Annotated in this window: 22 protein-coding genes; 15 read left to right on the forward strand and 7 right to left on the reverse strand. The window is 61.5% G+C overall.

The genetic code is table 11. The features are described 5' to 3' along the window. Positions 1–25 precede the first annotated feature (25 nt). Entirely contained in the window at positions 26–1,294 is a 1,269-nt protein-coding gene (locus tag ACWTU9_RS19225; RefSeq protein WP_455859641.1) for an ABC transporter substrate-binding protein, read from the reverse strand. A gap of 202 nt (positions 1,295–1,496) precedes the next feature. On the opposite strand from ACWTU9_RS19225, the gene ACWTU9_RS19230 reads away from it, so the two are divergent. Further along, entirely contained in the window at positions 1,497–2,642 is a 1,146-nt protein-coding gene (locus ACWTU9_RS19230; protein ID WP_455859642.1) for an ROK family protein, read from the forward strand. A 37-nt stretch (positions 2,643–2,679) separates the two neighbouring features. Here the strand turns inward: ACWTU9_RS19230 and ACWTU9_RS19235 are convergent, their stop codons facing one another. After that, positions 2,680–3,720, reverse strand: a complete 1,041-nt coding sequence (locus tag ACWTU9_RS19235) for an aminopeptidase (RefSeq protein ID WP_455859726.1) — start codon at positions 3,718–3,720, stop codon at positions 2,680–2,682. Between the two features lie 244 nt (positions 3,721–3,964). Here ACWTU9_RS19235 and ACWTU9_RS19240 point away from each other — a divergent pair, with 244 nt between their 5' ends. The 7 genes from ACWTU9_RS19240 to ACWTU9_RS19270 all read left to right on the forward strand — a co-directional run bounded on the left by ACWTU9_RS19240 (position 3,965) and on the right by ACWTU9_RS19270 (position 10,686). Beyond that, positions 3,965–4,195: a hypothetical protein gene (locus ACWTU9_RS19240; protein WP_454588735.1), complete on the forward strand. Its 231-nt coding sequence runs from the start codon at positions 3,965–3,967 to the stop codon at positions 4,193–4,195. A 306-nt stretch (positions 4,196–4,501) separates the two neighbouring features. Next, complete coding sequence (locus ACWTU9_RS19245; protein ID WP_455859643.1) at positions 4,502–5,167, forward strand: hypothetical protein; 666 nt, start codon at positions 4,502–4,504, stop codon at positions 5,165–5,167. Between the two features lie 7 nt (positions 5,168–5,174). Continuing rightward, complete coding sequence (locus ACWTU9_RS19250) at positions 5,175–7,853, forward strand: OmpA family protein (RefSeq protein WP_455859644.1); 2,679 nt, start codon at positions 5,175–5,177, stop codon at positions 7,851–7,853. 11 nt (positions 7,854–7,864) lie between these two features. Beyond that, positions 7,865–8,359 carry a Rab family GTPase gene (locus ACWTU9_RS19255; protein ID WP_454577858.1) on the forward strand — a complete coding sequence of 165 codons (495 nt, stop codon included), beginning with the start codon at positions 7,865–7,867 and terminating at the stop codon, positions 8,357–8,359. A gap of 3 nt (positions 8,360–8,362) precedes the next feature. After that, positions 8,363–9,433, forward strand: coding sequence for an adenylate/guanylate cyclase domain-containing protein (locus tag ACWTU9_RS19260; protein ID WP_455859645.1), 1,071 nt, complete (start codon positions 8,363–8,365; stop codon positions 9,431–9,433). 146 nt (positions 9,434–9,579) lie between these two features. Then, positions 9,580–10,170: an ankyrin repeat domain-containing protein gene (locus ACWTU9_RS19265; RefSeq protein WP_455859646.1), complete on the forward strand. Its 591-nt coding sequence runs from the start codon at positions 9,580–9,582 to the stop codon at positions 10,168–10,170. 12 nt (positions 10,171–10,182) lie between these two features. Next, positions 10,183–10,686: a YHS domain-containing (seleno)protein gene (locus tag ACWTU9_RS19270; protein WP_455859647.1), complete on the forward strand. Its 504-nt coding sequence runs from the start codon at positions 10,183–10,185 to the stop codon at positions 10,684–10,686. A 12-nt stretch (positions 10,687–10,698) separates the two neighbouring features. Here ACWTU9_RS19270 and ACWTU9_RS19275 read toward each other — a convergent pair whose 3' ends face one another. Beyond that, positions 10,699–12,870, reverse strand: coding sequence for an adenylate/guanylate cyclase domain-containing protein (locus ACWTU9_RS19275; protein WP_455859648.1), 2,172 nt, complete (start codon positions 12,868–12,870; stop codon positions 10,699–10,701). 181 nt (positions 12,871–13,051) lie between these two features. Between ACWTU9_RS19275 and ACWTU9_RS19280 the strand changes: the two genes are divergently transcribed. Continuing rightward, positions 13,052–13,699, forward strand: coding sequence for a class I SAM-dependent methyltransferase (locus ACWTU9_RS19280; RefSeq protein ID WP_455859649.1), 648 nt, complete (start codon positions 13,052–13,054; stop codon positions 13,697–13,699). Between the two features lie 30 nt (positions 13,700–13,729). Here the strand turns inward: ACWTU9_RS19280 and ACWTU9_RS19285 are convergent, their stop codons facing one another. Further along, a complete protein-coding gene (locus ACWTU9_RS19285) occupies positions 13,730–14,707 on the reverse strand; it encodes a nucleoside hydrolase (RefSeq protein WP_454588743.1) in 978 nt (325 codons plus the stop codon). A gap of 519 nt (positions 14,708–15,226) precedes the next feature. On the opposite strand from ACWTU9_RS19285, the gene ACWTU9_RS19290 reads away from it, so the two are divergent. Then, positions 15,227–15,382 carry a DUF1127 domain-containing protein gene (locus tag ACWTU9_RS19290; protein ID WP_455859650.1) on the forward strand — a complete coding sequence of 52 codons (156 nt, stop codon included), beginning with the start codon at positions 15,227–15,229 and terminating at the stop codon, positions 15,380–15,382. A gap of 205 nt (positions 15,383–15,587) precedes the next feature. Here ACWTU9_RS19290 and ACWTU9_RS19295 read toward each other — a convergent pair whose 3' ends face one another. Next, entirely contained in the window at positions 15,588–16,328 is a 741-nt protein-coding gene (locus ACWTU9_RS19295) for a sulfotransferase family protein (protein WP_455859651.1), read from the reverse strand. A 258-nt stretch (positions 16,329–16,586) separates the two neighbouring features. Between ACWTU9_RS19295 and ACWTU9_RS19300 the strand changes: the two genes are divergently transcribed. Beyond that, complete coding sequence (locus tag ACWTU9_RS19300) at positions 16,587–17,792, forward strand: aminotransferase-like domain-containing protein (protein WP_455859652.1); 1,206 nt, start codon at positions 16,587–16,589, stop codon at positions 17,790–17,792. Between the two features lie 175 nt (positions 17,793–17,967). On the opposite strand, the gene yghU is transcribed toward ACWTU9_RS19300, so the two are convergent. After that, the gene (gene yghU, locus ACWTU9_RS19305) at positions 17,968–18,837 is read right to left on the reverse strand and encodes a glutathione-dependent disulfide-bond oxidoreductase (RefSeq protein ID WP_454588745.1); all 870 of its coding nucleotides are present in this window, start codon (positions 18,835–18,837) and stop codon (positions 17,968–17,970) included. Between the two features lie 345 nt (positions 18,838–19,182). Further along, the gene (locus tag ACWTU9_RS19310; RefSeq protein WP_455859653.1) at positions 19,183–19,311 is read right to left on the reverse strand and encodes a hypothetical protein; all 129 of its coding nucleotides are present in this window, start codon (positions 19,309–19,311) and stop codon (positions 19,183–19,185) included. On the opposite strand from ACWTU9_RS19310, the gene ACWTU9_RS19315 reads away from it, so the two are divergent. From ACWTU9_RS19315 to ACWTU9_RS19330, 4 genes are all read left to right on the forward strand, one after another. Beyond that, positions 19,310–20,221 carry a S1C family serine protease gene (locus tag ACWTU9_RS19315; RefSeq protein ID WP_454577848.1) on the forward strand — a complete coding sequence of 304 codons (912 nt, stop codon included), beginning with the start codon at positions 19,310–19,312 and terminating at the stop codon, positions 20,219–20,221. The two genes, ACWTU9_RS19310 and ACWTU9_RS19315, sit on opposite strands and share 2 nt — an antisense overlap. A gap of 257 nt (positions 20,222–20,478) precedes the next feature. After that, positions 20,479–21,078, forward strand: coding sequence for a YdeI/OmpD-associated family protein (locus ACWTU9_RS19320; RefSeq protein WP_455859727.1), 600 nt, complete (start codon positions 20,479–20,481; stop codon positions 21,076–21,078). A gap of 14 nt (positions 21,079–21,092) precedes the next feature. Then, positions 21,093–21,797, forward strand: coding sequence for an SDR family NAD(P)-dependent oxidoreductase (locus ACWTU9_RS19325; RefSeq protein ID WP_455859654.1), 705 nt, complete (start codon positions 21,093–21,095; stop codon positions 21,795–21,797). Positions 21,798–22,011: 214 nt separating this feature from the next. After that, positions 22,012–23,220, forward strand: a complete 1,209-nt coding sequence (locus ACWTU9_RS19330; protein ID WP_455859655.1) for an ABC transporter substrate-binding protein — start codon at positions 22,012–22,014, stop codon at positions 23,218–23,220. Positions 23,221–23,254 lie beyond the last annotated feature (34 nt).

Raw genomic sequence — 23,254 nt, forward strand, 5'->3', positions numbered from 1 at the left:
GGATCGCGCGCCCGGCCGTTCCCGTCTATTTCTGTGCTTCAGCCGCGTCGGCCATCGCATTGGCGCCGTCCTCGGCTGACATGTCGGGCGTGGCCACGAACTCGGTGATGGAGTCCATGATCGCGCCGCGCATCTTCTGCGGGATGGTCATGTTGTGCGCCATCGAGCGGACCAGCGTGCCCTCCTTGATCGACGCCTGCAGATCCTTCTGCGAGAGCTGCTGGCACGGATTGAAGCCCTTCGACAGATCGATATCCAGGCGTGAGGGGATCGAGCCCTTGGCCTGGTTGAAGACCGTCTGGAAGTCGGGCGACAGTATCAGGCTGGCAAGCAGCTTCTGGCCGTCGATGTAATCCTGGTCCTTCTGCTTGAAGAACACGACCGAGTCCGAGTTGAGGATGAAGCCGGGTTTGCCCCAATCGGTCGGCGCCTGGGCGCAGACATAGTCGGTGCCTTCCTTGAAGCCGGCGGCGGTCAAAAGGCCGATCGTCCAGTCGCCCATGATGTGGAACGCCGCGTCGCCCTTGCCGACGAGCGCCGACATCGAATCCCAGTCGCGGCCGACCATGCCGGGATCCATGTACTTGCTCGTCATCAGGCGCATCTGCTCGAAGGCCTTGACCATGCCCGGGCTGCGCATGGATTCGACATCGCCTTCGACGAAGGCCTTGCGATAGAGATCGATATCCTGGCCGTAGAGCACGACCTCGAACACCGTCGAATCCGTCCAGTCGGCGGTCGAATGCGAGATGCAGATCTTGCCCGAGGCGACGATCTTGTCGCAGGCCGCATTGAACTCGGCCCACGTCTTGGGCATTTCCGTGACGCCGGCGGCCTGCATGACCTTCGGCGAGGCCCACAGCCAGTTGATGCGGTGGATGTTCATGGGCGCGGCGACCCATTTGCCGGTCGGCTTCATCACCGGAAGCAATTCCGGCGCAACCACTTTCTCCCATCCTTCCGAGGCCGCCAGTTCATCGAGGTCGGCGGTCATGCCGGTCTCGTTCCACTCGGCGATTTCCGGGCCTTTGAGCTGCACGGCAGGCGGCGCATTGCCGGCGATCACGTCGGCGCGCAGCTTGGCCAGCGTATTGGCCGTGTGGCCGGCGATCGAGGTCTGTTCCCACTTGCCGCCCTTGGCGGTGAACATCTCGCCGAGCTTGGCGATCGCCTGGGCGTCCGATCCGGTCGCCCATTGATGCAAAAGGTTTGTCTTGGGTTCGGCCAAGGCGGCCCCGGCGAAAAAGGTGCACGCAGCAGCAGCGACCGCGAAGGCGGTCATGACGGATTTCATGGTTCACTCCCATATGGTTGCACGGTTCGTATCGACCGCTTATGGCCGCGGTTTGAAGCCGCTGCCGGCGAGATGCGTTAATCTCGAGTTCTTTCCAAGATGACATATTGAAGCCATCAGTCAACGGTGTTTATGTTGGTCCATGACAAAACCTTCGCTTAGAACCTGGCTGATCGACAGACCGTCCGCGTCGCCGGAGAGCATGATCGTGCGCTGCCTGAGCGAGCGCGGCGGCCTCTCGGCGTCGCAGATCGCACGCGTCACCGGTCTGGCGCGCTCGACGGTCTCGACTGCGCTCAACGGCTTGAGAAAGTCGGGGATGGTGATCGAAGCCCCCGCCAGCAGCGATGGTATCAGAGGTATCGGCAGACCAGCCGCGGCCGTTACGCTCAATCCGACAGCGGGCACCTGCGTCGGAATTCACCTGGCTCTTCAGGAGATACGGCTCATCGTCGCCGATGTCTCGCATTCCGTCATTGCCGAACAAACTATCTCGATGCCTCTGGACTACCAGCCGCAACAGGCGGCCCAGATGGTCAAATCGGCAATTGCCCAATCTTACAAGGAAAACGGTCTGCCGGTGGCGGGGCTCCTGGGGGTTGGTGTCTCCGTCTCCGGCCCGGTCAGCCGCGATGGAGTTGTGCTGCGCGCGAGCATGGTTCCAACATGGGCCGGCGTCAACATACGGGATGTGTTCGGGCCCGTCCTGGAACAGCCGATCTTCGCCGACAATGAGAGCAACTGCTCGGCCATTGCCGAGCTGATGTGGGGGGCGGCCGTCGGCCAGGACGATTTCGTGCTGTTCAAGATCGATCTGGGTGTCGGCGGAGCCATTGTCCAGCAAGGCCGGCTGGTGACGGGCATCGCCGGCGGCGCCGGCGAATTCGGGCACATCAGCATCGATCCCGGCGGCGATCTCTGCCGGTGCGGCAATCGCGGATGTCTGGAGCTCTATGCAAGCTTTGCCCGGCCACTGGAACAGATTTCACGTGTCGTGCGGCGGCAAGTCACCATGGACGATGTCATCACCATGGCCGAAGAGGGCGACGTCAGGGCGTTGCGGATGATCGAGGATACCGCCGAGACCGCAGGCCGCGGGCTCGGCCTGATCGGCTCGGTGCTCAATCCGCCGCTTATCATCATCGGCGGCCACATGGCTTTGGCAGGCGACATTCTGTTGACGCCGCTGGTCGCGTCCTATGAGCGCCATACGCTCATCAAGTCCCGCGATGTCGCTCCGGCCCTGCGCACACGCATAATCGTCGGCAAGCACACCGAGAACGATGCCTTGCTCGGCGCGGTCGGCCTCGTGCTGAGACACCAGACGAAGGAACTGTCGCTGGGCTGATCGTCAGCATCAGGCCGGAGCCCCGTGCTCGTTCAAATCAATTGCACGTATCGGCCGCCTTGAGCGCTTCGGAGCGGGAAGGTTGCCGCAGATCCGCGATCCGCCGGACAGAAGCGTAAAACCTGGGATAATCGCCCGAACACAAGTCGAACAAGCGAAGAAAGGCCGGAACCTGTTCACCGTAGACAGAAGTCGCGGCGAGCTTTGCGTTGTTGATCGGGGCATTGAACCAGGCGTCGTATCCCCGGTATCCGGCCCAGTTTTTGTTGCGCATCTGCCGGTAGCGCATCCGCAGCCTGTCGATGACGGCTGCTTTGGCAGCCGTCATCTGCTCCGGCGTGCGGGGACTTTCGTAGACCTGCCTTAACTCGTCGCGCGTTTTCGACACCAGTCCGAGAAAATCGGCGCTGCGCTTGCGATCGGCTTCGTAGCGGCGCAATCCGGCCCGATCGCCGGCGGCGCGGAGCCACTTCCTGACGCCGGTGGTTTCGACGGCAACGGCGAACGCCTCGTTGAATGCGGAATCGCCATCCACATAGAGGCGCTGATGCGCCAGCTCGTGAAAAACAAGGCTCGCCAGATAGGTGTCGTCCTGACGTAGCATGGTGCTCAGCAGCGGATCACTGGACCAGCCCAGTGTGGAATAGGCGGTGACCCCCGAGACATAGACGTCGAGCCCCTGTCGATGAAGCTCGACTGCGTTCTCAGCAGCGGATTTCCGCGAGAAGTAACCCCGATACGGAACGCAGCCAAAAACCGGAAAGCACCATGTGCGTGGCGTGAGCGAGAATTGCGGCGCGGCAAAAACCGCCCAGGTCACGGCGTCCCGATGGATGTCGACATAGCTGCGGTAGCTGCTGTTGTCGGGCAGCGCCAGTTCATCAGTCGCAAACCGCCTTATGGCGCTCGCCGATGTCAGTTTGGCGCGCAAGGCCTTGGGCGTCGAAGGATCATGAATGAGTTTCCCGACATTCCTGCGCGCCGCCATGATCTGCACATGGCCCTCCAGCGACTGCGCGTAATAGGAAATGCTTGTGCAGCCGGCCACTGCGGACGCCATAATCACCGCGGCAAGCATCCGAAAAACGCGCTTCACGGTTTGCCCACCCTTGCCCATCTCCCCATGAATCGATGTCTCGATCCTCCGCTCTCAAACAGGCCCACCGATTTTCGTCAAGCTCTACAGGGGCAGGGGTCGGACTTTCGACTTCGGCAGGTTTGGCAATGCGGCCATTCGCCTTCGACGGACGGAGGTCCACCGGTATCGGCGGAGCCGCGAATCTGTGTTAAGCCGCCGCTCGATCAACCAAAGGACGACAGCTGTGAGCGAACCGACCGTGGCCCAGGCGACCGAGAGCATTTATGCCTCGCTTCGGGCCGACAATGCCGACATCGACGCCCATATCGCGACGCTCAAGGCGGCGCTGGCACGGGAAGGGATAAAACAGGCGGTGTTCGATCCCAGCAAGTTGGCGCAGAACAACCGCCAGGGCCGCAAGTTGATGCAGGCTTATTTTAGGCAGCGCGGCGTGAGCGTGAGCTTTTCGAACTAGCAGAGCCGCACGCGTCGACTAGCTCCTGGAAAAAACCCAGGCCGGAAACGCCCGCAGTGTTGCGGTATAATTGGTGACGCACTCCTTGCCGAGCAATACTGAGCGCAATATTGCAGTTGTCGCCGCCGCCATTTGAAATGGCTCGCCCCAAACGTCCGTTGTTGAGTCGGCGACGCGGCAACCGGCTGCCTCACGAATCAGCCTAAGTCAAGAGATACCCGCTTGCGAGCCGGGTATTTTGCTGACATGCTCTGTTTTTTATGGGGTTTTACACCGTGGCAGGTGTTCAGATGGAAGGGCAAAAGCATGGCAAAGGAATCTACGAATACCGTTTCTTCAGAAAAGAAGGCGGACGCAAATCTCCTAGGTAACGCAGAAGGTAACGGGCTGAACTTCCTGGGAGTCCAGGCTCGTGAGAACGGCGGCGCCGGCGACGCCGTAGGTGTCGACAAGATACGTGATCTGCTGTTCGGCAACCAGATGCAGGACTATGACCGCCGTTTTTCCAAGCTTGAAGAACGGGTCTTGCAGCGCTTCAAGGATGTCGAATCCGAAGCCAAGCGTAATCTCGAAATGTACGAGTCGAATGCAAAGAAGCAGATCGATTCGCTTGCGGCGCAGTTGCGGACCGAAAAAGATTCGCGAGCCGACGCCGACAAGGAGATTGACCGGAATCTTCGCGAGCAAAACCAGGCACTTGAAAAGCAGGTGCGCGCTCTGTCGGATCAACTGAGCGCGCTTGAGCGCGACGTTTCGGACCGGATAAATCGAAACGATCATTCGCTGCGTGAGGAAATCAAGCAGAAGAATGAAGGCGTTCAGATGCTGATCGAGAAAATGTTTGCCGATCTCAGCAACGTCAAGACCGACCGAAATCTTTTGGCTGGCCTGTTTGTCGAGGTTGCAAAAGCTCTGAATCAGGATCCGGTCGGCAGCAAGAGCAACTCGGACCGTAGCTGGAAAGTGAGTTGATGGGACCTTGACGTCAACCGTCGACCCACTCAACCTACCGAAAAGAACAGCCTCGAACGATACAGAGATTGATCGCGAGGCTCTGGCTCGTCTTTTGATCGAAATTGCCCGGAACGTTGATCCGGACTACCGTGCGCGTTTCGAGGCAGTTCCAACCGCCGATCCTCGCATGGAAACGCTGCGCCAGTTGCTGGTCAGCCGCGAAATTTCGGAGCTTTCACGAGTCACGCATCTGCTGGACGAACCGGAGCAGCTTGCGGCAGCAGTGGGCGACGTTCTTCCCAGTGCGACAGCGCGAGCGTCTCACACGCAACTCGGCGAGGCGCTTGCGCCAGCTGTCGAAAGGGCTGTGCAGCGGTCGATCCAGAAGAGCCCGCGCACACTGACGGATATATTATACCCGGTGTTTCTGCCGGCAATTCGCAAGTCGATCGGGGAAAAGATCGACCAGACCTTTCAGTCGCTGAATGAAACTTTAAGGCATATATTTACCTGGCATGGCCTCAAGTGGAGATTTGAAGCTTGGAGAACGGGCGCTAGTTTCTCGCAAGTTGTTCTGAAGCATTCTCTTGTCTATCGTATAGAGCATGCCTTTCTCATTCATCGCAATTCCGGGCTTTTGATAGCGCATGTGACGGCCGATAATGCGACGAGCGAAGATCCTCAGCTCATTTCCTCGATGCTTAGTGCAATTCAGGATTTTGTGAAGGACTCGTTTAACGAGAAAGAGCAGAGCGGCCTGGACACTATTCGTTTCGGCGACCTTCGACTCTGGTCGGAAGTTGGACCGTTTGCGACCCTGGTTTCGGTGATCCGGGGAAATCCGCCGGAGGAATTGCACGACATAATTCGCGATGTATTGCTTCGCATCCATGAGGAAAGCTCACAGGCTCTAGAACAGTTTGACGGCGACGGTTCGCAGTTGATTGGCGTAGAGACGCAGTTGCAGACCTGCGTCGAGCTGAAGCAGGAGGAATCAAACGAGGGATTTCCGTGGCTGGTGGCGGCCGTGGCTCTGCTGCTTTTGAGTCTGGCAGGCGGCTGGTACTTTCTTTCCTGGCAATCAGCGCAGCGCTGGCAGGCTTACGTGTCGCGCTGGCAGGCTTACGTGTCGCGACTGGAGGCCCAGCCGGGCATTATCGTTGCCGAACAACAGGTGCGCGATGGCCAATTCTACATTGCCGGCTTGAGAGACCCGCTTGCCGCCGACCCGCAGTCGCTGTTGTCCGGAACTGAGGTCGATCCCGCCCAGGTTCATTCGCAGTGGCAATTCTATCAGAGCCTTGAACCCGAGTTCGTGTTGAAGCGGCTGACGGCGTCGCTGGCTCCGCCGGATTCAGTACGACTGTCGATCGTCAATGATCGCATCGTTGCCGAAGGCGAGGCGCCCGACACCTGGATAGATCGGGCGCGCGCAGCGGCCCGGCAGCTTTCGGCAGGCGGGCCGGTCTTCGATATCTCCGGGGTCCGTGACGTAAGCCCTGAAGTACGAGCGGCGGAGCGCTGGCAGGCCTATGTGTCACGGCTGGAGACCCAGCCGGGCATCATCGTTGCAGAACAAAAGATACGCGATGGCCAATTCTATATCGCCGGCTTGAGAGACCCGCTTGGCGCCGACCCGCAGTCGCTGTTGTCCGGCACGCAGGTCGATCCCGCCCAGGTTCATTCGCAATGGCAGTTCTATGAGAGCCTTGAGCCGGAGTTCGTGTTGAAGCGGCTGACGGCGTCGCTGTATCCGCCGGATACAGTACGACTTTCGGTCGTCAATGATCGCATCGTTGCCGAGGGTGAGGCCCCCGACACCTGGATAGATCGGGCGCGCGCAGCGGCTCGACAGCTTTCGGCAGGCGGACCGGAATTCGACATCTCCAGGGTTCGTGACGTGAGTCCCGATGCACGCTCGGCGGAGCACTGGCAGTATTATGTCTCGCGACTTGAGGCTCAACCGGGCATCATCGTCGCCCAACAAACGGCAAGGGGCGGACATTTCTACATTTCTGGCCTGAGAGACCCGCTTGCCGTCGACCCGCAAGCTCTGCTGTCCGGAACGCAGGTTGATCCTGCCCGGGTTCATTCACAGTGGCAATTCTACCAGAGCCTTGATCCGAAGTTCGTGGTGAAGCGGCTGACGGCGTCGCTAAACCCGCCGAAATCGGTTCAGCTTTCGATCGTCCAGGGTCGCATCGTTGCCGTCGGTGAGGCTCCTGCCGGCTGGATCAGCCGGGCGCAGGCCGCCGCCGAACAACTTTCGGCGGACGGAGTGGTTCTGGATGTCTCGCAGCTGAGCGAGCTGAATCTTGCAGAACTGAATTATTTGAGAGAGGCCATCCAGACGACCGATATCTTCTTCTCTTCCGGCAAGGTTGTGCCGGGGCCAGAGCAGACGCCGGTTCTCGACAGGTTGGCGGATCAAATAAAGGTATTCGCCCAAAATGCCCGCAAGTCAGGCGTAACAGCGCGGTTCATGTTGACCGGCCATTCGGACACCACGGGCCGCGAGACGGCCAACGCGTCGATCAGCGCCGCCCGCGCCGAGACAGTTCGTGCGCTTCTCAACAAGCGCGGCGTCGCTCCGGAACTGCTGCTGGTTCGGGGCGCGGGCACGTTTGAGCCGCTGGTGCCTGAAAATAGTCAAAACGGGAGCTCCACCAATCGCCGGGTTTCGATTACTGTGAACCTGGACTAGCGGAGCCCGACATGTTGCAAAAAAAGATCTGCATGCTGGGCGGCTTCGCTGTCGGAAAGACGAGTCTGGTTCGCAGGTTTGTGCAAAGCATCTTTTCAGAAACCTACCTGACCACGGTGGGAGTGAAAATCGACAAGAAGAGTGTCGAACTCCCGGGCAAAACCGTGGATCTGATTTTGTGGGATCTGGCCGGCGAAGACGATATCGGCTCATTCCGCGTCAGCTATGTTCGCGGTGCAACCGGGCTCGTCCTTGTCGTCGATGGAACCCGCGCCGCCACCCTTGCGGTGGCGGTCACGCTGCGCGAACGGGTCGAGGCCGAGTTCGGCGCTATGCCGTTTGTATTGCTGATCAACAAATCCGATCTGGCCGATCGATGGGAAATATCGGATAGTGAGATTGACGAACTGAGGCAGCGTGGATGGCAAATCTATCTGACAAGTGCGCTCTCAGGTCAGCATGTTGATGATGCGTTTCATCAACTTGCTTTGATGGTCGCAAAATAGACCATGCATGGATTGCCAAAAGAAGTCGTAAATTGGATTTTCAGTTTCTTCTACAATGGGCACTCTGTCGCTTATGTGAAAATCGACGCCCAGCTTTGCGTAGCTGCGAAGGGGGGTAATGTCGAACATCACGGACTGTCGTCGCTTCGCATTGGCAAGCCTGTTGCCGAGCAGCTTGAGTTCATGGAAGGGCTGCTGCCTTGCCCGGAGCTTCCGTTTCATATTCCCATGGTCGAGCTGCCCAGCGGGCGTGTCGCGGACCTTCATTTTTTTGCTGACGACGCCTACGTGTGGCTGCTCTTTCTTGACGCCAGCGTCGAACGCGCCAACAGGCAGCGGCTTCAACAGAAAGCTTATGAGATGACGCTCCTGCAAGAAAGGGAGCGTCAACTCAACGAGAAATTACAATCGGCGAACGAGGCGTTGAGGAAGAGCCAGGAGGGATTGGCGCGTGAATACCAGCGCGCCGAAAACCTGCTCCTCAACATTCTTCCGGCGTCGATCGCGGAGCGGTTAAAAGCGCACAAGAAGATTGCCGACAACCACGCAGAGGTGAGTGTGCTTTTTGCCGACATCGTCGGTTTTACGGAAAGAGCGCGGAGCGTCGGAGCCGTGACGACGCTGGCTATTCTGAATTACTTCTTCAAGGCGGCGGATCGGCTCTCTGAACGATACGGCTGCGAAAAGATCAAGACAATCGGCGATTGTGTGATGGTGGTCAGTGGCCTGCCCACCGCGCGATCCGATCATGCAAAGGCCCTCGCGCGCTATGCGCTTGAGCTGCGCAAGGCGGTCAAGCGCGAACGTTTCGCAGGAGAACCGATAAGGCTCAGAATTGGAATTCACTCAGGGCCGATCGTCGCGGGCGTCATAGGCAAGAGGCGGTTCGCTTATGACCTGTGGGGCGAGACCGTTAATCTCGCTTCACGTATTCAAACGTCCGCGGAGCCCGATGAAATCCGCATTTCTGACGCAACGCGCCAACTGCTCGGACCAAAATTTGCTTGCGACCCACTCGAGGAAACGGAATTGCGTGGCGCCGGTCGCGTGCGAATGTGGCGGCTCCCGGCCTGATTTAACCGCTTGGCACTGCCGACTCTGCAGCCCGTAGCGTCTGAAGTCAGCCAGCCAGCCAGCCCGGCGGCGCCGTCCGCCGGCATCTGTCCCGGTGAGCCCTATCCAGCTTGTATGGCCCCAAGCTAATATGCTATTTCTACGTCATGCGCGGAATGCTGGCACTTGGTATGCTGGTATTGGCGGCTACGACAGCAGCCGCAGGTGAGCATTTGTTCGACTCCATCGCCGCCGGAGACAAGGGTGCGGTGGAGCAAGCCTTGGCGGGCGGTGCCGAGGTCGACAGCCGGGCACGCGACAAGGCAACCCTGCTCCTCGCTGCAGCGCTCGACAACCAGCCCGAAATCGCCGAATTCCTGATGGGCAAGGGCGCCGACGTCATGGCGCGTAACTCGGGCGGCTTTACCCCGCTTCATGCGGCGGCCTTCTCGGGCAGCCTGCCGATCGCCAGGCTGCTTTTGGAAAAAGGCGCGGTGCTCGACGATGCCGCTAACAAGGCGGGCGCTACGCCGTTGTTGGTGGCCGTCGAGGAAAACCACCTTGAACTGGCCGAGTTCCTTATCGCCAAAGGTGCCGATGTGAACCATCCCGAGGCTCATGGCTACATGCCGACATCGCGCGCATTCTGGAAGGGCAACAAGGACATCTTACGACTGTTGAAACGCCATGGTGCTACCTGCCAAGCCAAAATCCTTGGCGAGGCGAACGCGGCGAAGTGCGCCGAGATCCACGATTGAAGGAGGATGCAGATGAGCACAATGATCAAGTCACGACTGGTTCGGAATCTGGGGGCGGCTGCCCTGGTCGCAGTCGCTGCGGTTGCCGGCGCGGGATCGGCCCGGGCCGACGATTCGGTGAACACCGGCTATTTCGGCGGTGTGGCGATCATGGGCTACGACACGGTCGCTTACTTCACTGACGGCAAGGCCGTGAAGGGCTCCGAAGAATACACTTATGAATGGCTGGGGACCCCTTGGCATTTCGCCAGCAAGAAGCACCAGGAAATGTTCATGAGCGAACCGGTCAAGTACGCTCCTCAATATGGCGGCTACTGTGCCGGCGAAGTCGTGGGCGGTGGGGTCACGGTCAATGTCGATCCGGAAGCATTCAAGATTATCGACGGCAAACTCTACCTGATCTACGACGTCGACAATGCGGACGATTTCGCCGCGCATGCGGCTGAAAACATTCCGAAAGCCGATGCAAATTGGCCGCAGGTCGCGGCCAATTTGGAGCTCGACAAGTATCACTGACACCAGGTTCGCCTACTGGACGACCGTGAAGTGAAACACCTTGCTTGTGTTGGCATAGGAGTAGCCTTTGCCGGCAGTGCGTCTGTAGACGGGACCGCAGTCGGGGCGCCCGAACAGGTTCTCGCTCTGCTCGCATAAGAGATCGCCATCGACGTAGACGGTCTCTGTGACCAGCCGCGTCGTCGTGCGGAAGGCTGCCTTGCCGTCGTTCCCGATCTGAAGGAAGGCTGGTTGGAGACCGGGTTCGATCTGGCCTTGCAATGTATGGCCAACGACGAGGGCCGCGATCTCGGCACCCTTCAACTGGTCGTGCTCGTCCGGGGTAAAGCCATAGCGCCATTGGGGTAGGCCTGCCCGGCGCAGTGCGTCGACGAGGATCGCCAGATCCTTCGGGTTCCGGAAATGTGCATGAGTCATCTGCCACCCGGCCAAAGAGTCTACGTAGCTGGACCCTGCTATGAGGTGGAGCCCAGCCGCGATTTCGGCTTTCGCATCCGGTAGACGGCCGCCGAGGACATACGCCGCGGCGAGTGTAAACCGAAAGTTGCCAACCGTGGGCGCATCGTCGCGGGTGCGTTCGAGAGTCTCGATCGCTTTCTCGACATTCCCCTGGAGCAGAAAAACCAGCCCGGCGGTTTCCCGGTTGATGGGTGAAAGGTTGGGATCGAGCCTGAGCGCAGTCTCGACCGCTGCGGCTGCCTCGGCATAATTGCCGGCGCATAACTGGACATATCCGAGGGCTGCTTGCGCCTCTGCATCGCCCGGACCGATTGAAACAGCCTTCCTGGCAGAGGCAATCGCATCTTCGTAGCGGCGATTCACGACTTGCATGATACCGAGAATGGCATAGGGCGACGAAAGGTCCGGTTCGAGCTCCAAAGCCCGGCTCGCCTTCTCGTAGGCTCGCTTGCGCGCGGGCGCGCTCTGCATGATGTCGTTGATGGCCTCGCGCCAGATATAAACTGTCGTGCGGGCGTCGGCCGCAAAGGCTTCCGCGAAAGCTGGGTCGAGCCCCTCCGCCTTCTCATAGAGCGCAAGCGCCTCCCGCAGCCCGGCCTGCAGGACGCTGCGTGACGCCGTCTCGGCTTGAAGATAGTAGTCGTAGGCTTCGAGGTTTTCGGTCGGCGGGCGTGCCATGCGCTCGCTTTCCGCTGCCGAAGGCTGCACGCCGAGCGCTTTGGCGATCTCCCCGCTCATCTCTTCCTGGACGGCAAATACGCCGGCCATGCCACGGTCGAACCGGTTGGCCCACAGATTGTCGCCTGTTGCCGTATCGATGAGCTGGGCATTGAGGCGGATCTGCTCGCCGGTGCGGCGGACGCTGCCCTCGACGACGTAGCGCACGCCAAGGTCGCGCGCGACGTCCGCCAGCGCCACCGGCTTGTTCTTGTAGGCGAAGACGGAATTGCGGGCGATGACATCGAGACCGGAAAGCTTGGTGAGGTCGGTGATCAGATCCTCGGTGATGCCGTCAGCGAAATAGTCCTGGCCTGGATCGCCGCCGAGGTTTGTAAACGGCAGCACGGCAACGGATGGCCGCGATGGCATCGAGAACTTCTGCCACGCGAAAATGCCGGCAAGCGCGGCAATCGCCAGGGCGGCGGCTGCCAGGATCATGACGCGTGGGCCTGGCCGGTGTGGCGCGGCCGTGACCTTTCCCGATGCTGCGGGATCGAGCAGCAAACGATATGCGCGAACCGGATCGGCGATGTTCTTGAGGCGCTGCTCGCCAAGACTGGCAAAGCCGACCTCCACCTTGTGGACCGCATGATCGAATGCCGTGCCCGAGATACATACACCCCCAGGCTCGGCCATAGCCTCGAGGCGCGCGGCGATGTTGACGCCATCGCCGTAGATGTCATTTTCCTCAACGATGACGTCGCCAAGATTGACCCCGATGCGAAACCGGATGTGACGGGCGCCGGAGGTGCCCTGGTCTCGGACAGCCATCCGGCGCTGAATCGCGGCAGCACACTGGACGGCATCGACGACACTCGCGAACTCGACCAGCGCTCCATCGCCCATGAGCTTGATAATGCGACCGTGGAATTCCTTGATCGCGGGGTCGACCAATTCGCGACGGCAACCCTTCAATCGTTCGAGCGTGCCTACCTCGTCCTCGCCCATGAGGCGGCTGTAGCCAACCACATCGGCAGCAAGGATTGCGGTGAGCCGTCGCTCCATTTGCGGGTGTCCCGTCTCCCTAGTCAAAGCTTCGCCGACGAGCGTATTCTAGTACTTCTTTGATTGCGAGCATGCTCGGCCCCTTGGGGCAGCGGTCAATGCAACCACGTACCCCCTGGCCACTTACTTTGCGTTTAGCTCCACGATGTAAGGCTTCGCACTCCCGGGGGACCGTACGCCAATGCTGGACAATTACGAGGTGGACTGGTTTGGCGTGATCCACCAGATCGACGTCACGCCGATCAAGTACGACAAGAAATACATGTCCTACTACGAGGATCTGAGCGATCGCACCATCAAGCTCGGCTTTCAGCGGCTTGGCTGGGTGCTGGGCATCACCGGTGAAATACCGCGGTCCGTGCTGGAGATCGGCTATGGCACCGGCACGTTTATCGAAGCCGCGAAGATTACCGGGGTTGCCGATTGCGCCGGCTGCGACGTCACCAGGTTTCCGCTGCCCAAGGGCGTGCGCTTTGTCGACTGGGATGAGGCGCTCGCCGGCTCGTGGGACCTCGTCGCCATGTTCGACGTGCTCGAGCACATCCCCGACCTGGGTTTCCTCGCACGCCTTCAGACCCGTCATTTGGCCATCGCCGTGCCCTATTGCCGCTGGCGTGAGCTCGGCGCCGATGGCGACGCGTGGTTCGAGACGTGGCGCATGCGTCTGCCCAACGAGCATTTGCACCATTTCGACCGGGACTCGCTGGTGGCGCTGCTCGCGCACCATGGCTTTGAATGCGTGACGTTGAATGGCTTCGAGGACGGGATCAGGCTGCGGCCGGGCGAGGCGGGGCCGAATATTCTCTCGGGCTTTTTCAGGAAGCTATAGGCCGGGTTCTTCTGCGGCCACGGTCAGCCGTCACGCCTTCTGCCTGGTGAGCCGCTCCAGCGCATCCACAATCAGATCGCAGAATTTCGGATGGTCGAGCTTCATCGCCACGGTGTGGCGGAAGTCGGTCTGCTCGCTCGCCGAGCCTCCGAAATGGCGCATGCCGCCCATTTTCTCGAAATTGCAGACCGTCATGCCCTTGGTCCACCGTCCCGCGAGCTCGACGCGGATATCGGCTTTCTCGGTGGTGATGATGGTGGGATCGATCAGGGCCGCGACGCAGCATGCATCATGTATGGCGGGATACTCGATTTGCAGCAGGCCGCCATGGGTGGTCGCGATGAACTCCCATATATCGAGGATGAACTTGGCCATCGGGCCGCCGACGGCGCGCACCCTGTCCTGAAGATCCGGACTTGCCAGGGCCTGAGTCTGCGTCAGGTCGAGACCCACCATGGTGACGTCCCATTTGGCCCGGAACACCACGTCGGCTGCTTCCGGATCGCCATAGATGTTGAACTCCGCCGCGGGCGTGATGTTGCCCCTGGTATAGGCGCCGCCCATCGCGACGACCCCTTTCACCCGCTCGACGATGCGCGGGTCCTTGCGCACGGCAAGCGCGATGTTGGTATAGGGACCGACCGGCACCAGCGTGATCGTCTTCGGCTCATGCGCCATGACCGTGTCGATGATGAAGTCGACGGCGTGGCGCTTGTCGAGCTCGAAAGAGGCCGGCGGCAGCACGGGGCCGTCGAGCCCGGTCTCGCCATGGATCTCGATGGCCAGCACCTGGTCGATGAGGAGCGGGCCGGGAGAGCCTTTCGCCACCGGCACCTTGATGCCATAGGCGGTGCAGACGGAAAGCGCGTTGCGCGTGGTGTTCTCGACATTGTGGTTGCCCGAAACCGTCGTGATGCCGAGGAGATCGATGTTTGGATTGCCTGCCGCCAGCAGGATGGCGATAGCATCATCATGCCCAGGGTCGCAGTCCAGGATGATCTTTTCCATGGTGGTACCTCCTCCCTCGACCGAGCTTGCCGGAACAAGAGACTGGCGTGTTTGCGTCGTCAAGGTTCTGATTCTCAACAGATGTAGTGCCAACCCGCTCTGCCCGACGCCGGCAGCTTGGCCAGGTCGCGGGAGGGGCCTTGCTATTTCCAACGCCAGGCCGGAGGATGCCGGCATGAAGAAAGAATATTCAAAACCGACGCTCTTCCGCAAAGGCCGGCTGTCTGCCCAGACCGCCCAGCAAGCCCCATCCGGAGATTCGCAGGCTCCGGAATAAGGGCTTGCCAACGGCGGTTGAATCGACACGTCAGGCCAGCGAGCCAAGTGTCTGACATCGTTGGATGTGGGTTCTCTGGCCCTTCGTAGCGCCTCTCACATTCCCCAACTAATTTGCATACAAATGTTTCCGGCCGGCATCGCTACGTGAAGCGTTTCACCGTTGCCGCGTAATCGATCGGTTACATCAGCGGTTCAAGAGCCTGCCCGAGGCAACGCTCTGCTGCTGCATAGGGGTTACCGATGTTTGAAAGTCTCACCAGAATTGGCGCCGCCTTCGCGCGCGCCAGCAAGCACAGGAAGACCGTGCGGGCACTGAATGCGTTGCCGACGGAGATCCAGAAGGACATTGGCTGGACGGAGTCGAAGGCGATCGACGAGATAAGGCTGCCGTTCTAGGCGAGGCAGTGGTCGCAGCGCCGAAATCGCACACGTGCGCAGCCCTCTGGCAAAGGGAAGGCGGGATCGTCGCGTCCGGTCGTGGAAGGCAATGTTCCGAAGAGCGGTGGCGTGCGCTTGCCGCCTCGCTAGTGCGCGACCTGACCGGCCACGAAGACGTCGAGCCGGACCTCCTCGAGTGGATCACGCGCAAGTAGCTGAAGCGCTACCCCAGCCACCACCACAGCGCCGCGAGCACAAGCACGATCGCCGCGACCGACAGCCCCAGCATGATGTAGCTGCCCTTGATGACGTCGCCGATGATCTTCTTGACGCTTTCGCGGTCGTTGAGGTTGGGGAAGGGCTCGTTGGGCAGCGGTACGCCGAGGAAGTCGCACAGCGGCGCCCAGCCTTCGCTGACCTTGAACACCAGGAGCTTTTCCGGCGGCACGGCGGCCTTCACCTCTTCGGTGTAGGCGTTGTAGCGGGCCACGGCCTTGGCGCGGTCGTCCATCACGCCGGCAAGCGTGCGGCCCCACACCAGCTTGTGCGACATGTCGCCGAACTTGCGGCCGAACGGCGTCAGCCATTCCAGTACCTTGAACTGCCATAGCGTCTCGGTGAAGTAGATCGTGTCGATGGTGCTGTCGTACCAGGCTTCGGCACCGCGCGGATGCAGGGTGAGCAGCACCTTGGCGTCGGGATACGCGGCCATCAATTCGCGCCACACGCAGCAGCCGGGATTGTCGACCGTCGCCTTGTAGTTGGCAAAGACCCGGTTCCAGTCATGCTGGCTGCCGGGCGGGCTGTTCGCCACCTTGCGCCAGAAGTCGAGATGGCCCTTGTTGGCCTTGTTGAGGATGACTTCCTGCATGTGGTAGCTGGGAAGGCCGAGTCTGTTCAACGCGGCAAAGGTCGACCATGTGCCGGTGCGGCCGAAGCCGGCCCCGATAAGCTCGAGTGTCATTTTATCCCCCCTGGGATCGGGCTTCTTCTTACGCCGTCCCGATCGAAACGAAGGTTGCATCCGCCCTTTCATGCGCGCAACAATTTTCCCCGCGCAGCGATAAAAATGTCTCTGCTTTTTCGCCTGGGCCACGCGGAACGGCTTTCTGGCTATTCCAGCGGGTGAGGGAGCCTGATAATAGGTCAGCTAGATTGACCTAAATTCGCATGGCCGGAACGATCATGCCGGACCAGACGCCGTATCCCGGGAGGTGGGCTGATGAGTTTGATGGACCTGTTGGCATCGCGCGCCTCGCGCATGAAGGCGTCGGAAATCCGCGAGCTGCTGAAACTGCTCGACCAGCCCGACATCATCTCGTTTGCCGGCGGCATTCCCGATCCGGCTTTGTTTCCCTCGCAGGCCATCGCCGATGCCTATGCCTCGGTGCTCGGCGGCCCGGATGCGGGCACAGCACTGCAATACCAGGTCTCGGAAGGCTATCTGCCGCTGCGGCGCTGGTTGGCCGGCCAGATGGGCAAGCTCGGCATCGGCTGCGACGAGCACAACATCTTCATCACCTCCGGCTCGCAGCAGGCGCTCGATTATCTCGGCAAACTGTTTCTGTCGCCCGGCGACACCGCGCTGGTGACGTGGCCGACCTATCTCGGCGCGCTGCAGGCCTTCAACGCCTATGAGCCGCGCTACGACCGGCTGACGCCGGACGGCGGCAACATGACGCCGGCCGCCTACCAGGCGGCGGCTTCCGCTGCCGGCGGCAAGGTAAAGTTCGCCTATCTCGTGCCGGATTTCGCCAATCCGACCGGCGAGACGCTGAACCGCGCGCAACGCGAGGCGGTGCTCGATCTCTCGGGTGAGCTCGACATCGCCGTGATCGAGGACGCCGCCTATCGCGCGCTGCGCTATGACGGTGAAGGCGAGCCGCCGATCCTGGCGCTCGACTGCGAGCGCTCGGGCGGTATCGACAATGCCCGCACGCTCTATTGCGGTTCGTTCTCAAAGATTCTGTCGCCGGGCATGCGCGTCGGCTGGGTCTGCGCGCCGCGCCGCGTCGTCGAGCGCCTGGTGCTGATGAAGCAGGCGTCGGACCTGCACAGCCCCTCGATCAACCAGCTGGTCATGCACCGCGTCTCCGAGGCCGTATACGACGGCCAGGTGGAAAAGCTGATCGGCGCCTACCGCGGTCGCCGCGACGCTCTGCTTGCCGCGCTCGAGGCCGAAATGCCCGACGGCGTGAGCTGGAGCCGCCCCGAAGGCGGCATGTTCGTCTGGCTGACGCTCCCCGAAGGCGCGGACGCCACAGCGCTGCTCGCCCGCTCGGTCAAGGAAGCCCGCGTCGCCTTCGTGCCGGGCAATGCTTTCCACGCCGACGGCTCGGGACGCAACACGATGCGGATGAGCTTTACGCTGGCCGACAGCCGGGCGGTGGGCGAGGGTGTGCCGAGACTGGCGAGGTTGATGGGGTAGCTAATCTCCCCCCTTGAGGGGGAGATGGCCGGCAGGCCAGAAGGGGTCGCCGCGCACAGGGCGCCGACCCTTATCTACCCCAGCCTTCATTTGTTGTGGGGGCCGAGCCCGGTCGGACCGACCCCCTCTGTCGCCTTCGGCGACATCTCCCCCTCGAGGGGGGAGATCGACAGCTTCACTCCGCCGCCACCAACTTATCCTGCGTCTTGGTCTCGAAATCACTGGCGTCGTGGCGTTCGTGCAGCTGCATGGTCGGGTCGCCGAAGGCGCGGTTGACCATGCGGCCGCGCTGCACCGTCGGGCGGGCGTCGATCGCCTTGGCCCAGCGCTGCACGTGCTCATAGTCCTGCACCGACAGGAACTCGCCGGAGTCATTGTACATGCGGCCGAGCGCCAGCCCGCCATACCAGGGCCACACCGCCATGTCGGCGATCGAATAGCCGGCACCGCCGAGATATTCTGATACCGCCAACCGCCGGTCGAGCACGTCGAGCTGGCGCTTGGTCTCCATGGAAAAGCGGTCGATGGCGTATTCGAATTTCTCCGGCGCATAGGCGTAGAAATGGCCGAAACCGCCGCCGAGATAGGGTGCCGAACCCATCTGCCAGAACAGCCAGGACAACGTCTCGGCACGCGCCGGCTGTTCGGTCGGCAGGAACTCGCCGAACTTTTCCGCCAGGTACAGAAGGATCGAGCCGGACTCGAAGACGCGAACCGGCGTCTTGCCGCTGCGGTCCAGCAGCGCCGGGATCTTGGAATTGGGATTGATGTCGACGAAGCCCGAGCCGAACTGGTCGCCATCGTTGATGCGGATCAGCCAGGCGTCGTATTCGGCCCCCTTGTGGCCGAGCGCCAGCAGTTCCTCCAGCATGACAGTCACCTTGACGCCGTTCGGCGTCGCCAGCGAGTAGAGCTGCAGCGGATGCTTGCCCACCGGCAGCACCTTGTCATGCGTCGGCCCGGCGATCGGCCGATTGATGCTGGCGAACGTGCCGCCATTGGGTTTCTTCCAACTCCAGACTTTCGGCGGGGTGTATTCGGTCATGCGAGGAGTTCCTTGGATCTGACGGGGCGGAAACGGCGTGCGCGACGGCGCGAGACTGATGGCGGAAAAAGTCGGCGGAACGTAGATACTGACAGAGATAGGTGCAATTCAGAAAGGTTCAACTTCCGTTGAACTATTATCAATGTCGGTGCCTTTTCCTTCGCCCCGTTCACGGGGAGAAGGTGCCCGAAGGGCGGATGAGGGGCAGCGCTGGCCTCTGAAAATGATGTCCGGAGATGATTGTCTCGACGCCCGGCCCTTCGCAAGGCTCCCAGCCCTTCAGGCGTTCAGCCCCTTCAAAAGGTCCACTGGACCTTTTGATCCGCCCGAAGGCGGACCGGGCCTTCACCGCTCGAAGCTCGAAAAGCCGAGCAATTGGCTTTTCGTTCGCTGCGCGAGCCGCTCTCGCCCTTGCGCCTCGCCCATCGTGGCATACCTATAGAGGGTGATCTCCGCCTGCCAGGATGTAAGCATGCCCATAGATCCTCTTTCCCCGCTCTTGCGTTCGGTCGTCGCCGTGCGTGCCACGGTTCCCGATGACGCTTTTACGGCGAACGCCTTGGGCACGCGCCGGGAAGGCAGCGGCGTGGTTATCCGCGGCGACGGGCTGGTGCTCACCATCGGCTACCTCATCACCGAGGCCGAAGAAGTCTGGCTGACAGATCAGGATGGACGCGTCGTGCCGGCGCACGCGCTGGCCTACGACCAGGAAACCGGCTTCGGCCTGGTGCAGGCGCTGGCGCCGCTCGGCCTGCCGGCGGTGGCGCTCGGCGACGCCGAAAAAGCCAAGGTCGGCGACCCCGTGGTGTTTGCCGACGGCACCGGCCGCTCGGTCAAGGCGCACATCGTCACCAAGCAGGAATTCGCCGGCTATTGGGAATACCTGCTCGACGAGGCGATCTTCATCGCGCCGGCGCATCCGTCCTGGGGCGGGGCGGCGCTGATCGGCCAGGATGGCAGCCTGCTCGGCATCGGCTCGCTGCTGTTGCAGATGAGCCGCAATGGTGAGGTCGCCGACATCAACATGGTCGTGCCGATCAATCTTCTGACGCCAATCCTCGACGACCTCCTGACGCGCGGCCAGGTGGCGAAGCCGCCACGGCCGTGGCTCGGCGCCTTCTCGGCGGAGTCCAACGGCGCCGTGATAGTGATGAGCGTTGCCGAAGGCGGCCCAGCCGCCAAGGCCGGTCTGCGCCAGGGCGACATCATCTCCGACGTGCGCGACGGCGAGGTCGATGGGCTCGCCGATTTCTACCGCAAGCTATGGCAGAACCCCGCCGGGTCGGAGATCCCGCTAAGGGTGGTGCGCGACGGCCGCGAAACCTGGCTGCGTGTCAAATCCGCCGACCGCAACAGCTTTCTGAAGAAGCCGCATCTGCAGTGAATGAGCGCCTCATCCTTCCCCCCTTGTGGGGGAAGGTGGATTGCCGCGAAGCGGCAAGACGGATGAGGGGTGTTCCAGGGAACGCCGACGTCTCACTCCGCTGGAACACCCCTCATCCGTCTCGGCGCTAAAGCGCCGATCCACCTTCTCCCACAGGGGAGAAGGGAAGGGGGCCCGATGCTTGCCCTGCGGAGGTCTGCTGACGAAAACTGGCATCGACCGCCGGTATATCAGGTGCGGCAACGAACGAGGTGATGATGGCGCCGATCAAGGTCGATCCTGGCAAGGTTTGCGAATTCCCCGATCCGGAAAGCTTTTACGCTTGGCTGCGGGAGAACCATGCCAGCGAGACCGAGGTCTGGATCAAGGTGCACAAGGTCGGCTCGGGCCTCGCCTCGATCACGCCCAAGCAGGCCATTGACGTGATGCTGTGCTTCGGCTGGATCGATGCGGTGCGCAAGTCGCTCGACGACAAGAGCTTTCTGCAGCGCTACACGCCGCGCGGCAAAAAGAGCATCTGGAGCAAGATCAACATCGACAATGTCGCTCGCCTGGTCGAGGAGGGCCGGATGACCGAATACGGACTGAAACAGGTCGAAGCGGCCAAGGCCGACGGCCGCTGGGATCGCGCCTATGCCAGCGGCAAGGACATGAAGATCCCCGACGAATTGCAGACCGCCATCGATGCCGAACCCAAGGCGAAAGAGATGCTGGCGAAGCTTTCCGCCCAGAACCGCTTCGCGCTGGCGTTTCGAACCCACAACATGAAAACCGAGGCGGGCCGCAAGAAGAAGATCGAGGCTTTCGTCGAGATGCTGAAGCGCGGCGAGACGATCTATCCGCAAGGGAAGAAGTGACTGAGGACCGAGCGATGACCACCGCACTCCATTCCGGCAAGGTCGCACTCGTCACCGGCGGTAATCGCGGCATTGGCCTGGAGACCGGCCGACAGCTCGCAGCGCTTGGTTTCACCGTGCTGCTCGGCTCGCGCGATCTCGCCAAGGGCGAGGCGGCGGCAAGACAGCTAGGCGGCAAGGTGGAAGCGATCGCGCTGGATGTCGCAGCAGTCGACGCGGCAGCACTTGCGGCGGCTGAAATCGAGCGCCGTTTCGGCCGGCTCGATGTGCTGGTCAACAATGCCGCCATCCACTACGACCCACGCTCGCGGGCGCTCAAACCGGACTGGACGGTGATCCGCGAAGCCTTCGAGACCAATGTCTTCGGCGCCTGGCGCGTCGCGGCCGCCTGTGCGCCGCTGCTCGGCACGTCCGGTCATGGCAGGCTGGTCAACATCTCCTCCGAGGGCGGTTCGCTCGCTTCGATGGGCGCCGGCGCGCCGGCTTATTCGACGACCAAGGCGACGCTCAACGCGCTGACCTTGATCCTGGCGGCCGAATTGCGAGGCGCCGGCGTGCTGGTCAACGCCATCTGCCCCGGCTGGGTGGCGACCGACATGGGCGGTCCTGGCGGCCGCCCGGTGGCGCAAGGCGCAGCGGGCATCGTCTGGGCCGCCACCTTGCCGGATGACGGCCCGACTGGCGGCTTCTTCCGCGACGGCAAAAGATTGCCGTGGTGAAGAAGCCGCCGCGCACCCTGCGCCATGCTACCAAAATAGCATTCTCGCCTTGCGATATGTGATGCTAGGCTCCCGATGCACCCAGGGCGGAGGGCGCTAGAGGAGGAGTGGCGGGCGCGACCGCCCGAACTTTCAGCGAGAATCGGGACAGAACTGTTGAACCATTGCGAGGCAACCGCGTTCCCCGTGGTTGGCCATATGGGAGGAATTACCTGTGAAAGCATCCTATCTCGTTTCAGCCGCGCTGCTTGCGGCGACTGCGATGCCGGCGGCGGCCGGCGAAATTTCCGACGGCAAGGTCAAGATCGGCATCCTCAACGACCAGTCGGGTGTCTATGCCGATTTCGGCGGCAAATGGTCGGTCGAGGCCGCCAAGATGGCGGTCGAGGATTTTGGCGGCAAGGTGCAAGGCGCGCCGATCGAGATCGTCAACGCCGACCACCAGAACAAGCCCGACATCGCCTCCAACATTGCACGCCAGTGGTACGACACCGAACAAGTCGATGCGATCATGGAGCTGACGACATCCTCGGTGGCGCTGGCCGTCCAAGGGCTGTCCAAGGAAAAGAAGAAGATCGACATCGTCACCGGCGCCGCATCGGCCGATCTCACCGGCAAGCAGTGCTCGCCCTATGGCTTCCACTGGGTCTACGATACCCATTCCCAGGCGGTCGGCACCGGTGGCGCGCTGGTCCAGCAGGGCGGCGACAGCTGGTATTTCATCACCGTCGACTATGCCTTCGGCTATTCGCTGAAGGAGCAGACCACAAAGCTGGTTGAATCAAGCGGCGGCAAGGTGCTCGGCGAGGTGCGCTATCCCTTGGGCTCCACCGACTATTCCTCCTTCCTGCTGCAGGCGCAGTCCTCCGGCGCCAAGGTCGTCGGCCTCGCCAATGCCGGTCTCGACACGTCCAACACCATCAAGCAGGCGGCCGAGTTCGGCATCGTCGCCGGCGGCCAGCGGCTGGCGGCGCTTTTGTTCACCCTTGCCGAAGTGCATGGGCTCGGCCTGCAGGCGGCGCAGGGCGTTGTGCTGACCGAAGGTTTTTACTGGGACCGCGACGACAAAAGCCGTGACTTTGCCGACCGCTTCTTCAAGCGCACCAACCGCATGCCCAACATGGTCCAGGCCGGCACTTATTCGGCTGTGCTGCAATATCTGAAGGCCATCGACAAGGCCGGCACCGACGAGACGGAGGCGGTGGCCAAGCAGTTGCACGAACTGCCGGTCGACGACGTCTTCACCGCCAACGGCAAGGTGCAGGCTGACGGCTCGATGGTGCACGACATGTATCTCTATCAGGTCAAAAAGCCCGAGGAGAGCAAGAAGGACTGGGACTACTACACTTACCTGGCGACCATTCCGGGCGACAAGGCCTTCATCAAGGCCGAAGACAGCGGTTGCCCGCTCGTCACCAAGTGACGCTGGAGACCGCAGCCGCCGTCCGCGCGGACGG

The organism is Mesorhizobium sp. 128a (assembly GCF_053848025.1).